This window comes from Sulfitobacter sp. GN1-4, from assembly GCF_055693825.1.
Genome location: NZ_JBVFUQ010000003.1, coordinates 3,102,879 through 3,118,600 on the forward strand (window position 1 = coordinate 3,102,879; position 15,722 = coordinate 3,118,600).

Annotated in this window: 14 protein-coding genes, 1 tRNA gene and 1 pseudogene; 4 read left to right on the forward strand and 12 right to left on the reverse strand. The window is 57.4% G+C overall.

Annotated features, from left to right (window positions below):
- Positions 1-24: 24 nt before the first annotated feature.
- Positions 25-1,255, forward strand: a pseudogene (locus tag ACZ1HM_RS15855) (aminopeptidase P family protein).
- 30 nt (positions 1,256-1,285) lie between these two features.
- On the opposite strand, the gene ACZ1HM_RS15860 reads toward ACZ1HM_RS15855, so the two are convergent.
- From ACZ1HM_RS15860 to ACZ1HM_RS15900, 9 genes are all read right to left on the reverse strand, one after another.
- Complete coding sequence (locus ACZ1HM_RS15860) at positions 1,286-2,221, reverse strand: carbohydrate kinase family protein (protein WP_472743632.1); 936 nt, start codon at positions 2,219-2,221, stop codon at positions 1,286-1,288.
- A 70-nt stretch (positions 2,222-2,291) separates the two neighbouring features.
- Positions 2,292-3,788 carry a mannitol dehydrogenase family protein gene (locus ACZ1HM_RS15865; protein WP_472743633.1) on the reverse strand — a complete coding sequence of 499 codons (1,497 nt, stop codon included), beginning with the start codon at positions 3,786-3,788 and terminating at the stop codon, positions 2,292-2,294.
- Complete coding sequence (locus tag ACZ1HM_RS15870; protein ID WP_472743634.1) at positions 3,788-4,555, reverse strand: L-iditol 2-dehydrogenase; 768 nt, start codon at positions 4,553-4,555, stop codon at positions 3,788-3,790. Before ACZ1HM_RS15870 ends, ACZ1HM_RS15865 begins: the two co-directional genes overlap by 1 nt.
- Positions 4,552-5,556: an ABC transporter ATP-binding protein gene (locus ACZ1HM_RS15875; RefSeq protein ID WP_472743635.1), complete on the reverse strand. Its 1,005-nt coding sequence runs from the start codon at positions 5,554-5,556 to the stop codon at positions 4,552-4,554. Before ACZ1HM_RS15875 ends, ACZ1HM_RS15870 begins: the two co-directional genes overlap by 4 nt.
- Before the next feature lie 10 nt (positions 5,557-5,566).
- On the reverse strand, positions 5,567-6,400 hold the full coding sequence (locus ACZ1HM_RS15880; protein WP_472743636.1) for a carbohydrate ABC transporter permease: 834 nt from the start codon (positions 6,398-6,400) through the stop codon (positions 5,567-5,569).
- Positions 6,401-6,403: 3 nt separating this feature from the next.
- The gene (locus ACZ1HM_RS15885; protein WP_472743637.1) at positions 6,404-7,342 is read right to left on the reverse strand and encodes a carbohydrate ABC transporter permease; all 939 of its coding nucleotides are present in this window, start codon (positions 7,340-7,342) and stop codon (positions 6,404-6,406) included.
- 117 nt (positions 7,343-7,459) lie between these two features.
- On the reverse strand, positions 7,460-8,743 hold the full coding sequence (locus tag ACZ1HM_RS15890) for an ABC transporter substrate-binding protein (RefSeq protein ID WP_472743638.1): 1,284 nt from the start codon (positions 8,741-8,743) through the stop codon (positions 7,460-7,462).
- Between the two features lie 110 nt (positions 8,744-8,853).
- Positions 8,854-9,885, reverse strand: coding sequence for a LacI family DNA-binding transcriptional regulator (locus ACZ1HM_RS15895; protein WP_472743639.1), 1,032 nt, complete (start codon positions 9,883-9,885; stop codon positions 8,854-8,856).
- Positions 9,886-10,091: 206 nt separating this feature from the next.
- Positions 10,092-10,181 (reverse strand) — tRNA-Ser (locus tag ACZ1HM_RS15900).
- A gap of 278 nt (positions 10,182-10,459) precedes the next feature.
- Here ACZ1HM_RS15900 and ACZ1HM_RS15905 point away from each other — a divergent pair.
- On the forward strand, positions 10,460-10,690 hold the full coding sequence (locus tag ACZ1HM_RS15905; RefSeq protein WP_472743640.1) for a hypothetical protein: 231 nt from the start codon (positions 10,460-10,462) through the stop codon (positions 10,688-10,690).
- 35 nt (positions 10,691-10,725) lie between these two features.
- Here the strand turns inward: ACZ1HM_RS15905 and ychF are convergent, their stop codons facing one another.
- Entirely contained in the window at positions 10,726-11,823 is a 1,098-nt protein-coding gene (gene ychF / locus ACZ1HM_RS15910) for a redox-regulated ATPase YchF (RefSeq protein WP_472743641.1), read from the reverse strand.
- 204 nt (positions 11,824-12,027) lie between these two features.
- Between ychF and trpA the strand changes: the two genes are divergently transcribed.
- Positions 12,028-12,819: a tryptophan synthase subunit alpha gene (gene trpA / locus ACZ1HM_RS15915; RefSeq protein WP_472743642.1), complete on the forward strand. Its 792-nt coding sequence runs from the start codon at positions 12,028-12,030 to the stop codon at positions 12,817-12,819.
- A 26-nt stretch (positions 12,820-12,845) separates the two neighbouring features.
- On the opposite strand, the gene ACZ1HM_RS15920 is transcribed toward trpA, so the two are convergent.
- Both ACZ1HM_RS15920 and ACZ1HM_RS15925 read right to left on the reverse strand, forming a co-directional pair.
- The gene (locus ACZ1HM_RS15920) at positions 12,846-13,298 is read right to left on the reverse strand and encodes a MarR family winged helix-turn-helix transcriptional regulator (RefSeq protein ID WP_472743643.1); all 453 of its coding nucleotides are present in this window, start codon (positions 13,296-13,298) and stop codon (positions 12,846-12,848) included.
- A complete protein-coding gene (locus tag ACZ1HM_RS15925) occupies positions 13,285-14,397 on the reverse strand; it encodes an Acg family FMN-binding oxidoreductase (protein WP_472743644.1) in 1,113 nt (370 codons plus the stop codon). Before ACZ1HM_RS15925 ends, ACZ1HM_RS15920 begins: the two co-directional genes overlap by 14 nt.
- Positions 14,398-14,543: 146 nt before the next feature.
- On the opposite strand from ACZ1HM_RS15925, the gene ACZ1HM_RS15930 reads away from it, so the two are divergent.
- Positions 14,544-15,710 (forward strand): alpha-hydroxy acid oxidase, encoded by a 1,167-nt coding sequence (locus ACZ1HM_RS15930; RefSeq protein ID WP_472743645.1) that lies wholly within the window; start codon positions 14,544-14,546, stop codon positions 15,708-15,710.
- Positions 15,711-15,722 lie beyond the last annotated feature (12 nt).

Genomic DNA, 15,722 nt, shown 5'->3' on the forward strand with positions numbered 1-15,722 from the left:
CGCGGCGCGAACAGGAGTGTACCGATGGACGGAGCATCCAACATCAACGGGCTTGCGCGCCCAGATTTCTACCGTTTTCACCAAGGCGAAAAGGTTCTGCCCTTTGCTGATGCCGAATACGAGGCACGGCTGGCTGGCCTGCGTGCGATCATGGCGAGACAAGGGCATTGACGCCTGTGTGCTGACCTCAATGCATAATGTGTCGTATTATTCAGGCTTTCTGTATTGCGCTTTCGGACGGCCCTATGCGCAGGTTGTCACACAAACAGATACCGTGACATTCAGCGCGGGCATTGACGCAGCACAGCCCTGGCGGCGGTGCTACGGCGATAACATCACCTACACCGATTGGCAGCGAAACAACTACTGGCGGGCGATCCTGTCCGTGACCGGCCAGGGCAAAGTAATCGGCTTTGAAGGGGATCACCTGTCCATCGCGCAGATGCAGCTTTTGGATAGCTTCCTGACCCCTGCCAGCAAGGTGGACGTGGCCGCCGCCACCATGGCGCAGCGGTTTCACAAATCGCCTGCTGAAATCGAACTGATCCGCGCGGGCGCGGCTACCGCAGATGTGGGCGGCTATGCCATCCGCGACGCGATCAAGGCAGGCGTCCGTGAAATAGACGTGGCCATGGCGGGCCGCGACGCGATGGAGCTTGAGATCGCGCGCCGGTTCCCCGACGCCGAATACCGCGACACTTGGGTTTGGTTCCAATCCGGCATCAACACCGATGGCGCACACAACCCCGTAACGGGGCGCGTTCTGGAACGCGGCGATATTCTGAGCCTGAACACCTTCCCGATGATCAGCGGGTATTACACCGCGCTTGAACGCACGCTCTTTGTGGAAACCGTGGATGATGCCAGCCTACAGATCTGGGAGGCGAATGTCGCCGCACATGAATACGGCATGAGCCTGCTCAAGCCCGGTGTTTCCTGTGCTGAAGTCACGCATAAGATCAACGATTTCTTTGCTGAACGCGATCTGCTGCAATACCGCACCTTTGGCTACGGGCATTCTTTCGGCGTGCTTAGCCACTACTACGGACGTGAAGCAGGCCTTGAGCTGCGCGAAGATATCGACACCGTGCTGGAACCCGGCATGGTCATCTCAATGGAACCGATGCTGACCATCCCCGAAGGCAAGCCTGGTGCTGGCGGTTACCGTGAGCATGACATCCTTGTCATCACCGAGGATGGCAATGAAAACATCACCGGCTTCCCCTACGGCCCTGACCACAACGTCGTAGGATAAACCTGTGGGCCTGGCCCGCCGTTGCGCGGGCTAGGCCGATCCCAGTTCTTCTTGCCACGGCGGGTTGGCACCGGCACGCGAAACGGTGACGCCTGCAACTTTGGCAGCAAAGGACATTGCCTCCTTCAAGGTCTCGGGGGCGAGCGCACTAATGCGGTCTTTGTCCAAGACGCCTGAACGGTTCAGCTGACACAGGATGCCTGCATTGAACGTATCCCCCGCACCGACGGTATCCGCGACTTTGACATGCGTGCTTGCAACCTCAAGGCAATCGCCGTTTTTCAGACGCGCAAACGCCCCTTGCGATCCCTTTGTCACGATCACAACAGACGCCCCATAGGCCTGTATTGCGGCGGCCTTGTCCGCGATATCTGCGCCGTTCGGCACGATATAATCCAGATCCTCATCCGAAAGCTTCACAATATCAGCGCAGCTCAGCAGCCGGTCCAAGCGTTGGCGATACCTTGCCGCATCCTGGATAAAGCTCGTTCGGATGTTGGGGTCCAACATGATGACCCGCTGGGCCTGTTCCCGCTCAGCTAAGGCGCGGTAGGTATCGGCGGCGGGCTCACAAACCAGGCTGATACCGCCAAAAAAGAGCGCCCTGACATCGGCTCGCAATTGCGGCAAATCATCGGGCTGCAAAAGCCGCCCTGCCGTGTTCTCATCAAAGAAGGAATACTGCGCATGGCCATCGGTCAGATGCACAAACGCAAGGGTTGAAGGGCGATCCGCCCGGTGGACATAAGCCGTGTTCACCTGACTTGCCTGCAGATCCTGCATCAGCTGATCGCCGAATTGATCCGTGGAAATGCCCGTGAACAAAGCGGCGTCTTCGCCCAGCCTGCCAAGACCGATTGCCGTGTTAAAGACGGCCCCGCCGGAATGGGGTACATATCCATCGCGGCCCAGACTTGTGGGCTTTGGGATCATATCGATCAGCGCTTCACCGCAGCACAGGATCATGGCAAAAGCCCTCTTTGTTGATCTGCAAACGCCGGGCTGGCATCCGGCAGCTCAGGCATAAACCAGCCGCTCACGTTTCCACATAAGCAGCCAGCGCAGCACTCACCCCTTCGGCGCTGATCAACCGGTGCCATTTCGCAAAATGCGCCGCAAACCCTGAATCCTGGGCAATCACGCCATAAAGATGATCCTGCGCCAGCCAGACCTCAGGCGCATTTCGGGCGCGCTTTGCGATATCCGTCAGCGCATCCCAGATCGGATCATTGGGCTCAATCTCGCTCCCGTCCTGGCGAATGCCTGCACACATATGCGCCCACAACGCCTGGGACAGCGCCAAGCCATCCAGCGCGCCACCGCTGGCAATCGCATCACGGATCACCGGCAACACAGCGCCTGAATGCCGTGAGGCACCATCAAATGCGACGCGCCGAACGGTGTCGTGAATAGCTGGATTGGAAAAGCGCTGGTCCAGCAGATCGACATAACCTTCAGGTGACATATGCGGGACAGCGGGCACATGCGGCGCGATCTCATTCAGCACGATCTTGCGAAAGAACTGACGGATCAACGGGGTGCGCATGGTCTCTGAAATGGTCGTCAGCCCCAAAAGCTCAGCCGGTGCAACAATGATCTGGTGGCCACCGTTCAAGATGCGCAGTTTCATCGCCTCATAACAATGCACGTCTTGTGCAATGGTGGCCCCCACGGCTTCCCATGGGGGGCGGCCTGCGCTGAAGGCATCTTCCATCACCCATTGGCGGAAATTCTCATGGGTGACGGGGGCCTGATCTTCAAGACCAAGGCTGTGCACCAACGCCAGCTCATCAGGACCGGTGGCAGGCACGATGCAATCCACCATGGAGTTAGGGAAACAGACGTTCTCATCGACCCAACGGGCAAAGTCTGGATCAACCAGCTGAGCCAGGCCCACAAGGACGCTGCGCAGGATGTCCCCGTTGCCGGGCAGGTTATCGCAGCTTTGGCACGTAAACGGGACAACGCCCGCATCACGCCGCGCCTTCAAAGCGGCCAGGATCGCCCCAAAAGCGGTCCGGGGCCGATCAAGATGCGCGCTATCATACTGAATGTCTTCGGCAGTCGGATCAAAGACCTTGGTGGCAAGATCAAGGTAATAGCCCCCTTCGGTCACCGTGAGCGACACGATCCGAATGGCCGGATCCGCCATCTGCTGGATCAGCGCCCGATGCCCCTCTTGCACCGGCACATAGCCGATAATGGAGCCGATGACCTCAGCCGAGGTGCCTGAGGGATCAAGCTCAATCAGCGTGGTCAAATAATCCTGCGCGGCCAGCTTGAGGCGTTGTTCTTCGTCGTAAGGCCGGACGCCTGCACCGATGATGCCCCAATCCAGCCCCTCCCCCTGCTGCATAAGGCGGTGCAGATACCACGCCTGATGCGCGCGGTGGAAATTGCCTAACCCGATATGCACAATCCCCGGGGTAATGGAGGCGCGGTCATAGGTCGGCACCAAAACACCCGCAGGCAAGGCATCAAGAGTGGCGTTGCTTAACGGCACGGTTTCAAGGGCTGTACTACGATCTTTCATCAACTCATCCATTGCCCACCATCGACATTGTAGGTTTGCGCCACCACGTAATCGGCGTCATTGCTGGCCAAAAAAACGGCCATGCCTGTCAGGTCTTCTGCTGTTCCCATCCGGCCAAATGGCACGGCTTGGCCCACCTCGGCCTTTTTCTGGCCCGGCGCTTTGCCTTCGTACTTGGCAAAGAACGCATCGACCCCATCCCAGTGCTCGCCGTCCACCACACCGGGTGAAATGGCGTTCACGTTGATCCCATGCGCAATCAGATTCAAACCCGCGCTTTGCGTCAGGCTGATCACCGCAGCCTTGCTTGCGCAGTAAACGGCCACCAACGGCTCACCCCGGCGCCCAGCCTGAGAGGCCATGTTGATGATCTTTCCCTTGATGCCCCGTTCAATCATGTGGCGGGCCACGGCTTGTAACGTGAACAAAGTGCCAGACACATTAACCGCAAAAATCCGCTGGAAATCGTCGCGGTCGATGTCCGTAATCGGGGCGGCGGTGAACAGGGCCGCATTGTTGATAAGGATGTCGATACCGCCCAAAGCGCGCGCCACACCCTCAACTGCGGCATCAATGCTGTCTTGCCGGGTGACGTCCATGACCACACCATGCGCGCCGATGGCGCGCGCGGCCTCCGACACCCGGTCAGCGTCGATGTCACCAATCGCAACCTGCGCGCCTTCTTGCTGAAAGCGCTTGGCAAAGCTCAAGCCAATGCCGCGCGCGCCCCCTGTAATCAGCGCAGTTTTTCCGGCCAGTCGCGTCACGCGATCCGCAGTCCTTCTGCGTCAAAGCGGTGCATTTCCTCTGTCCGTGGATTGAGATGAATGGTGTCCCCATGGCGCAGGGCAATATCGCCCACCGCACGTACGGTCAGCGTTTCTGCAAGGCCGGTTTCATGGATGTGAAAGAACGTGTCTGACCCCAGATGCTCAGCCACGCCGACGGTGCCGGTCCAGGTGCCATCCTTTTCCACCACATCGATGTGTTCAGGACGGATACCGATGGTGTGAGCATCGTGTTTTGCCGCCTCTTCGCCCTCAATGAAGTTCATCTTTGGCGATCCGATAAACCCGGCCACAAACAAATTGCGTGGCGCGCGGTACAGCTCAAGCGGGGAGCCGACCTGCTCAATCACACCGGCTTGCAGCACCACGATTTTGTCCGCCATTGTCATGGCTTCGACCTGATCGTGCGTGACGTAGATCATCGTGGTCTTCATGCGCGCGTGCATCTCGGTGATCTCAATACGCATGCCGACGCGCAGTGCCGCATCCAGATTGGACAGCGGTTCGTCAAACAAGAACGCCGAAGGATCGCGCACAATGGCCCGGCCAATGGCAACCCGCTGACGCTGACCACCCGACAGTTGCGCGGGTTTGCGATCAAGGTAGTCCACCAGGTTCAGGCTTTCAGCCGCCGCCATGATGCGCTTTTCTTGCTCAGCCTCGCTGAGCCCTGCCATGCGCATCGGAAAGGCGATATTCTTGCGCACCGTCATATGCGGGTAAAGCGCGTAGGTCTGAAAGACCATCGCCAGGCCCCGTTTGGACGGTGACACTTCCGTGACGTCTTCGCCATCAATGATGATCTGACCCGAGGAGGTTTCCTCCAACCCCGCGATCAAACGCAGCAGCGTGGATTTACCACAGCCAGACGGGCCGACGAAGACTGCGAATTCGCCATCTTCGATGGTCAAATCCAGCGGCGGAATGACCTGCGTTTCACCGAAACTCTTGGTCACATTGCTAAGTACGATTTGTCCCATGAGGGTTTCCTTACTTTACTGCGCCAAAGGTCAGACCTTGGACCAGCTGTTTTTGGCAGAACCAGCCCAGCACGATGATCGGGCCAACGGCGGCGGCGGAGACGGCAGAGAGGCGGCCAAAGAACAGTCCTTCGGGGGCCCGGTTGCCTTCGATGAGTTTTGAAAGAGTTGCAGCGTCCGTCGTGGTCAGTCGCACCGTCCAATAGGCTTCGTTCCAGCAGAAGATGAAACAAAGCAGCGCGGTTGACGCGATCCCCCCCCACGCCAGCGGGATCAGGATTTCACGGATCTCGCCCCAGGTGGTGACGCCATCCATTTGGCCCGCTTCAATGATCTCTTTGGGAATTTCCTTGAAGTAGGTGAACAGCATCCAGACCACGATCGGCAGGTTAATCAGCATCAGCACCAGGATCACAACAAAGTGGGTATCAAAAATCCCCAAGCTTTTGGTCAGAAAAGTCATCGGATAAAGCACAGCTGCAGCGGGCAGCATTTTGGTCGACAACATCCACATCAGCACGTCTTTGGTGCCACGGCTGGGGTTGAACGCCATTGCGTAGGCGCAAGGGATACCAACAGCGAGCGCAAAGAAAGTGGCGAAAACAGACGTCACAACCGAATTCGTCGCAAAGCGCCAATAGTCGTAGTTCTCAGTCATATTGGCGTAATTTTCGAGCGTCGGCGTGAAGAAAAACAAGAACTCAGGCTTCACCGCATCCGCGTCCGTCTTAAAGCTGGTCAGGACCATCCAGAAGATCGGGAAGAAAAACAGCAGCGCGACGATCCAGGCAAAGGTTGCCCGACTGATGCGGCCGCTCTTGGAGGATTGTGCAACAATAGCCATGGGTCACTCCATCAAGGTTTTGCCGATCATCCGCAGCAGGAAGATGGCGACGATATTGGCAAGGATTACGGCGAAGATGCCGGTGGCGCTGGCTGCGCCAATGTTGTTGTTGGCGAATTCACCAATGAGGTAGGGCAGGTTTTTGTTACCATTGCCGCGGCTGACGATCTCAATCTCGGCATAAAGAGACAGATGAAAAATCGCCTGGATCATCACCACAATTGCGATGGGGCGGCCCAGGTGCGGCAAGGTCAGAAAGCGAAACTGCGACCAGACACTTGCACCATCCAGAATGGCGGCCTCTTTTTGCTGCTGATCTTCCGACTGCAAAGAGGTCATGAAAATCAGCACCGCAAAGGGCGTCCACTGCCAGGTGACCATGATGATCACGGCGATGGCTGAGGTCTGTGTGGCGCGGAAAGAAATCGGCTCAATCTCAGGCCAGAGCGAAAAGAACGAACCGACGATCGGCGCGGTCTGCAGCGTGTCGATGAGCGAGTTCACACCCGCAACGGCCAGCCCTTGCAGGCCCAGGACCGGGTCGAGGATCATGTTGATCCAAAGAACCGCGTTCACCGCAGGCATCACAAAGAAGGGTGAGATCAGCAGCACCCGGACAATGCCGCGTCCCGGGAACGTCTTGTTGATCAAGACCGCAATGAGAACACCCAAGATGACGGTCAGAAACAGAATGGAGCAGACAATGACCAAGCTGTTTTGGATCGCGAACAAGAAGTCCTTGTTGTTCAGAACGAATTCGTAGTTCCCGAAGCCGCGCCAATTGCTCAGGCTGGGCTGCGTCCACTCAGGGCGCCGCAGGTTATTGAGCACGTAGCGGATGAACGAGAAATAAAGGGTCATCCCAAGCGGGATCAGCATCCAGATCAGCAGCAATATCACAGCAGGTGATTGCAGTAGGCGGGGAAGACGTCGGTTAGACATAAGCTTATCCTTCGCGCAAACGGACTGCTCCGTTATGCCTCGCTTCGATCAAGGTTCAAATGGTTGGATGGGGTTGGGGTGGGTTCGGCCCAAAGGCCGAACCCGGAAGGTATAGGCTTAGTAGCCTGCTTCTTCCATGATGGCTTCTGCCGCAGCCTGAGAGGCCGCCAGAGCGTCATCAACGGACTTTGCACCAGACAGCGCCGCTGCCATTTCCTGAGCAACAGCTGAGCCAACCTCAGGGAACTCAGGGATCGCTGCAAACTGAACGCCAACATATGGCTTCAGATCTGTGGCTTCTGGTGCCGCAGAGTTGATGGCGGCCATTTCCGCTTCAGCAAAGCTTGCCACTGCTTTGAATTCATCAAAGCCGTAAGTGGACGCGCGCTGACCAGTTGGGACAGAACCCCATCCGAATTCAGGGTGGTTTGCCACGGCCTGAACATAGTCTTTGGATGTTGCCCACTCGATGAATGCTTTCGCCTCATCGGTGTTTTCTGTGCCAGAAGGCACGGCCATCGCCCAAGCCCACAGCCAGTTTGCACCCACTGGGTTGCCTGCATTCGGAGACTGCGCGTAAGCCACGCCGTCAACTTCCAAGAAAGACGCCGCGATTGTGGCGTCGATCCACATGCCGCATTTGCCTTCGTTATACAGGGCCAGGATCTCGTTGAAGGAGTTACCTTCGGAACCTGGAGGGCCGTAGTTGCCCAGCAGATCAACGTAGAAGTTGATGGCAGCGCGCCATTCGTCGCTGTCGATGGTTGGCTTGTAGTCAGCGTCAAACCATGCGCCACCGAAAGAGTTCACCATGGTCGTGATAAACGCCATGTTGTCACCCCAACCTGGCTTACCGCGCAGGCAGGCACCGTAAACGCCGTTGTCTGGGTCATGCATCGCAGCCGCTGCGGCCTTGATGTTGTCCCAGCTGTCGTTGTCCGCGATGCTAACGCCGGCGGCATCGGTCAGATCCTTGCGGTACATAACCATGGAGCTTTCGCCGTAGAACGGTGCGGCATACATGGTGCCCTCATGGGACAGGCCTGCGCGGATCGCGGGCAGGATGTCGTTCATATCGTAATCTGCGCCGAACTCAAGCGGCTCGATCCAGCCTGCGGCACCCCAAATAGGCGCTTCCTGCATGCCGATGTTGATGACGTCATACTGGCCGCCACCTGTTGCAGTGTCAGATGTCACCTGCTCACGCAGAACGCCTTCTTCCAGAGAAACCCAGTTCAGCTTTACGCCGGTTTCCGCAGTGTAGGCTTCTGCAACTTTTTGCATGTTGATCATGTGGCCATTGTTCACAATCGCGATGGTCAACTCTTGGGCTTGGCTGACACCAACGGTCGCCACTGTCAGCGCCGTTGCGCCAAACAAAGCATTCTTAAGAGACATCATTTTCCTCCCTGATGTGATGCTGGCGATAGGTTAGGCGTCAAGTAGTCCCGCAGTCAATTAAAATTTATCCCGCGTAAAGTTTTTTCGATTATCTAAATCTTTTCATATTCTTACGCGGATCGCCTCATCACCAACCGCCCCTCAAACATAGAGATATCGCGCTGTTTCAGGCGCTCTCCACTGTCAATGATGCTCAGAATCGTATCAACGCTGCGTTTCCCGATGGAGGTATAATCCTGCGAGATCGTCGTCAGGCTTGGGCAGGTGTAGCGCGCAAAGGGGTGGTCATCATGTCCGGCAATCCGCATCTGGTCACCAGGCTCAATCCCGACCCGTACACCCGCTTCATAGGCCGCAGACAGCAAACCAATCGCCAGTCGGTCGTTTGAACAAAGGACCGTCTTGCTGGGCAACCGGCCTTCGGCAATGGCGCGACCGCCCTCTTGAAAGCCGATCTGTTCAAAATCCCACCCATTGCCTTCAACACGCACAAACGTCGGTTCATGGCCCAGACGTTTCATCGCCTGTTCATAGGCCACACGACGCTTGTAAGCATTGGGGTTGACCGGGTGCTGCATTTCAAAAAACGTCGGTGCCTCGCCTGAGCGGCACAGATATTCGACAATCAAGCCGACGCTTTGACCGTTATCCGAGCCAAAGAAAGCCTCCCCCACCCCATCAATGTTTGCATCAAAGAGAACCGTTGGGATGTGCTCTGCAAACTCCGCCACCGCCTCCACCCGTGAGGCCCGCCCCAAAGGGGCCAGCAAAACACCCGCAGGTTTGATGGCGCGCAGATTTTCGAGGTTGGAAACCTCCTGCTCCGGCCCGGCATGAGAGCTGAGCAACAAGGGGGTAAAGCCGGCCTCCAGAATAAGCCCTTCAATGATCCGCGCGATGGCTGCAAAAAAGGGATCGGTCAGGTACGGCACGACCAAACCGATGTTTTTGGTCTGCCGCCTGTTTTGGTTCACGGCATAGATATTGGGCCGGTAATCATATTGCTCCAACGCGGCCTGGATCTTGGCTCGCGTCGATTTGCGCACGCTGCTGGGGTCGTTGAAGTATTTTGACACCGTCGGACGCGAGATACCAATGACGGCAGCAAAGTCCTCCATGTTCCTGATTTTATGGTTGGCCATGGCGTCCAGGCTCCCAACTTAGCAAAGCGTAGGCAGCACCATACTTTGCGCGCGACAAATTAAAAGCCCGGCGCGTCAATTTTGGAAATTGGGTGGATTTGAACGGTAAGAGGTAAGCAGGCAGCGCGTCGTGGGGTATGCTGGGGATACCATGAGATCGCGTCGCCCTGGGGGCGGGTGACTGGGCAAGATAAAGGAAAGTTTGGTGGCGGAGACGAAGGGATTCGAACCCTCGAGACGGTTTCCCGCCTACTCCCTTAGCAGGGGAGCGCCTTCGACCACTCGGCCACGTCTCCGCTGACCCGTCTACAAGGGTTCCCCCTCAATCACAAGGCCAAAAATCCGGGGCTGGCGGGATTTTCGGATGCTGCGCTGAAATCACCGGCCTGAGAGCTGCAAGAGCACGCAAGGCCCGCACATCAGGCAGCGATGTTGCAACCCCCGTCACGCAGCCTCTCAAACCAACACGCAGCAGTGAACACTTGTGCGTTGAGAGGGGCGGCCATCACCCCCACTTAAAGTCCATCAAGACACCGGGCATCAGACCCGCACGCCCTTTAGGAAAGGATCCAAAATGAGAGTTCTTTTTGCAACCAGCCTCGCCGCCGCTTTGGCCACTGCAGCACTGGCGGACAAATCCGACCGGTACAATGATCTGCGTCTGGACACAGGCACCTCCCAAGCCTCAGCCGAGGCGCCTGCCGCAACACCAGTTGCTTTGTCCACAAAGAACGATGAGGGCACGGCCTCATCCTACCCCTACGCCAACCCTTACGGCGTCGGGCCTTACAACGACAGCCGCTAAAAACCAGGCTCCGGCGGGCTTTGGCCTGCCGGGGCTTACGTGTTGAAAAGGAAGTGCAAAACGTCACCGTCCTTGACGACGTACCCTTTGCCTTCAGCGCGCATTTTGCCCGCCTCTTTGGCAGGTGCCTCTCCGCCCAAACTCACGTAATCATCAAATGCGATGGTCTCGGCGCGGATAAAGCCCTTTTCAAAATCACCGTGGATGACCCCCGCCGCCTTTGGCGCGGACGTGCCGGACTTGATGGTCCAGGCGCGGGCCTCTTTGGGGCCGACCGTAAAGTAGGTTTCGAGATGCAAAAGCTCGTATCCCGCGCGGATCAACCGATCAAGACCGGCTTCTTTCAGCCCCATCTCTTCGAGGAACATTTCCGCTTCATCATCTTCAAGCTGGCTGATTTCTTCTTCGATCTGCGCTGAGATAATGACATGGGCATTGCCCTGCGCGGCGGCCATCTCGGCAACCTTTGCTGAAAAGTCATTTCCATCTGCGGCCTCGGCCTCGCCAACGTTACAGACATACAAAACTGGCTTGGTGGTCAGCAGTTGCAGCATCCGCCAGGCTTTGGCGTCTTCTTTGTCCACCTCGACCACGCGGGCGGGCTTGCCTTCTTCGAGAGCCGCAAGCGCCATATTCATCAGCCGCTCTTGCTGCACCGCTTCCTTGTCACCACCGCGCACTTTGCGCACGATGTTCTGCAGGCGTTTGTCGATGCTTTCGATGTCGGCCAGCATCAACTCAGTCTCAATGGTTTCGGCGTCTGCCACTGGATCAACCCGGCCTTCCACATGGGTGACGTCTCCATCCTCAAAACACCGCAGCACATGGGCAATGGCGTCCACTTCGCGGATGTTGGCCAAGAACTGGTTGCCCAGCCCCTCCCCTTTGGAAGCCCCTTTCACAAGGCCGGCGATGTCCACAAAGGTCATCCGCGTCGGGATGATTTGTTTGGAGTTTGCGATCTCAGCCAGCTGGTTCAGCCGCGCATCTGGAACCGCCACTTCGCCCACGTTGGGTTCGATGGTACAAAAAGGAAAGTTCGCCGCTTGCGCCGCCGCCGTCCGGGTAAGCGCGTTAAAGAGGGTCGATTTGCCAACATTTGGCAGACCCACAATTCCCATCTTGAAGCCCATGATACTGTCCTTCCTGTTCGGATGCTGGCGCTCTCCTAGGGGCTGTTGTCACAGCGCGCAAGGGTGCGGGGACCGGATGCCCCGCGCCACCACAGAAAATCCCACAAACTGCGGCCATTCTGAGCGGTTGATCGTCAAATCTGCATTGATTTCCGGGCGGGGTTTCGGCATTGCACAACGGCTAGACATGCGAAAGGTGCCGCCATGACCCGGATTGATGCGAAATTTGCTGATTTGAAGGCCAAAGGAAAGAAGGCTTTTGTTTCCTACATCATGGCGGGTGATCCCAGCTATGACACCTCCCTTGAGGTTATGAAGGGACTGCCAGCCGCAGGTGTTGACGTTATTGAGCTGGGCCTGCCCTTTACCGATCCGATGGCTGACGGCCCAACGATCCAGTTGGCAGGGCAGCGCGCACTGGACGGCGGCATGACATTGCAAAAGACCTTGGACATGGCGGCAGCCTTTCGCCAAGAGGATGACACCACGCCAATTGTCTTGATGGGCTATTACAACCCGATCTACTCAATGGGCGTTGACGCGTTTCTCAAAGCGGCAGCAGCAGCGGGCATTGACGGGCTGATCGTTGTGGATTTGCCACCCGAAGAAGACGCCGAATTGTGCATTCCGACGCAGAACGCAGGTCTGAACTTTATCCGTCTGGCCACCCCAACGACTGATGACAAACGTTTGCCGCGGGTGGCGCAGAACACCTCGGGTTTTGTCTATTACGTCTCCATCACCGGCATCACCGGCGCGGCTGAGGCCAACGCAAGCGAAGTCGCCCCCGAGGTTGCGCGCATTCAAAGCGCCAGCGGATTGCCCGTTGTTGTGGGCTTTGGCGTCAACACACCCGATAAATCCAAAGCGATCGCAGAGGTAGCCGACGGCGTTGTCGTAGGCTCGGCCATCGTGTCGCGGATCGGCAAGGGCGACAGCGTCAGCGATGTGCTGGCCTTTGTCAAAACGCTGTCTGATGGGGCGCACGCGGCCTAACATCTGCGGCGGATCAGAGCGAGGCCCTATTGCGCGTCCCGCGCGGCATCCATGTATTCGCGCAGGCGCACCAGCGTCGGCAGCATCTCAGTAATCTCAGCCACATTAAGCTTTTGGACCATCGTACCAAACGCAGGCGCCAGCTGGGATATCGTGTCTTCGCGCATTTTGCGGCCCTTATCTGTCAGCCACACCGTTTTTGACCGACCATCCTGCGGATTGGCCCGCAGTTCCACATAGCCGCCAGCAGCCAGCCCTTTGAGCGTATGTGTCATAGATGTTTTGGGCACCTGGAACGCGCGGGCCATATCAATCGGCACGGCCCCGTCGCCCCGGTTGATCAGGTGGTTGATCACCGCAAAATGCGGCGCGATCAAACCATCGGGCAGCCGCGCCTCAAGCTGAGCGCGGCTGAGTTGTTCGATGATGCCGATCTCTTTGAATACTTCAAACAGCAAGCGTGGGTCAGACTGTGCCACGGGTCAGTTTCGCCTCCAAAGGCCAGCGCGGGGTGCGCGACGTCTGCGGACCATACCCCAGCCGTCCGAGCATTTGAACCGTATGTCCGTCCGGGGCCAACATGCGATGTGCCTTTGTATAAAGCTCTGACATCTCTGGGTATTCCTGCAAGGCTTGCGAAACAGGGTGCAACGAAAGCCCCATGCGCGTGGTGGTCAGGTTCAACCGCAACCAGCGGCGGCCCGTTTCGATCTGATCCACGCGGGTGTTGGTGGCTGAGGTCAGAACCGCATAGGCAGGCGTGGCTGACAACATCTCTTTGTAGGTCACGGCTCCCTGCTGGAACGCGATGCTTTCAGGATCCGATATCGCCTCACGGCTCAGCACCCCCGCGACCATGAGGCTTTCCAGAAATGCCCCACCCAGATCAATGCCGTCCGGGGTTGCGTTGATCTCTCTCTTGCCCATCCGCATCAAATCAACGCTTTCTTTCATGGTGTGCGGGGTCAGGGTTTCGACCAACCACGCATCAAAGGTGAGATCGCGCAGGGCCTGCACCATATCGGCATCGGTATGGATGTCGGCGCTAAGCTCCAATTCATTGGCCAATGTTGCGGGGACGGGCCGATCTTCGAACGGTTCTTTGCAAGACCCCCGCGCCATCATGTGCTGTGCCAACGGGTCAGCCTGTCCGCCCTTAGTGAAACGCGCATGCGCAAAAGGGCCCGCTTCGCCTTCAGGGAACAGAGTGAGGTCAACGGCATATCCTTCCGCGCCCGCGGCCAGCACCATCTGCTCAACAAAGCAGCCCAGACCGATGAAAATCTGGCGGTCAAAGGGATCAGTCTCAGGCAGGCGGCGCGCCAAGTCGCGGTGCAAAACCACTTCATCCTCACCGACCAACTCAACCTTCCACGGCTGCAGGTTGTGCGGGTTTGGGGCCAAAAGCGCGTAGCTAAGCGCATTCTTGCGCGGGTCGTCATAACCACCGGCCAGCCCCCATGGGGCGATGGCGTCATGAGGTGTACGTGTCGTGGCGAAGCCAGCAGCAGCCGCAGACGCGGCCAAGATGGTGCCCCCACCAATAAGGGATAGGGCTTTGCGACGGGAAAGGGTCATGGGTTTCTCCAATTTGGTACGATATTGCACTATCTGATATAGTACAATATCGCACCAATCAATGCTGAATCCGCAAAAACTGATCTTTGATTTGATATTTCTTCACCCCATTGGTAAGCAAAGGTGACCAATTACGGAAAATAGCCATGCCCGTCATCACAAACATCGAAGATCTCAAGCGTATTTATCAGCGGCGCGTGCCGCGCATGTTCTATGACTACTGCGAATCTGGCAGCTGGACGGAACAGACCTTTCGCGAAAACTCATCCGACTTTGACAAGCTCCGCCTGCGCCAGCGTGTGGCCGTGGATATGTCAGGACGCAGCACCGCGTCGCAGATGATCGGTCAGGATGTGGCCATGCCCGTGGCGCTGGCCCCCGTGGGGCTGACCGGTATGCAACGCGCGGATGGTGAGATTAAAGCAGCCAAGGCCGCGCTGAAGTTTGGCGTGCCCTACACCCTGTCCACCATGTCCATCAATTCCATTGAAGACATAGCGGAGGCGACCAAAGCACCGTTTTGGTTCCAGCTCTATACCATGCGCGATGCTGACTACATCAGCCGGCTCATTCAACGTGCCAAGGACGCGAATTGCTCAGCATTGGTAATCACGCTTGATCTGCAAATCCTCGGCCAGCGGCACAAAGACCTTAAAAACGGGCTCTCAGCTCCGCCCAAACTGACGCCCAGCACCATCGCCAATCTGATGACCAAATGGGCCTGGGGCATTGAAATGCTCAGCGCCAAGCGGCGGGAGTTTGGCAACATCGTGGGTCACGTTCACGGTATCTCGGACGCGTCCAGCCTGGGTGCATGGACGGCGGAACAGTTTGATCTGACGCTGGACTGGAAGAAGATCGAAAAGCTCAAAGAGCAATGGGGCGGCAAGGTCATTCTCAAAGGTATTCTGGATGCCGAAGACGCGAAAATGGCGCTCAAAGTGGGGGCAGATGCCATTGTGGTGTCCAACCACGGCGGCCGTCAGCTGGATGGCGCAATGAGTTCAATCAGCATGCTGCCCGCCATTCTGGACGCTGTGGGCGACAAGATTGAGGTCCATCTAGACAGTGGCATCCGCTCTGGGCAGGACGTGCTGAAAGCGCTGGCGCTGGGAGCCAAGGGCACCATGATTGGCCGCGCCTATGTGTACGGTTTGGGGGCTATGGGCCAGCAGGGCGTCGAAACCGCGCTCGACGTGATTCAAAAAGAGCTCGATACAACCATGGCGCTTTGCGGTGAGACCAATGTGAACAATCTGGGCCGACATAACCTGCTGATCCCGGATGACTTCGGCGGACGCTGGCAAGCCTAGCGTCCCCCTGCT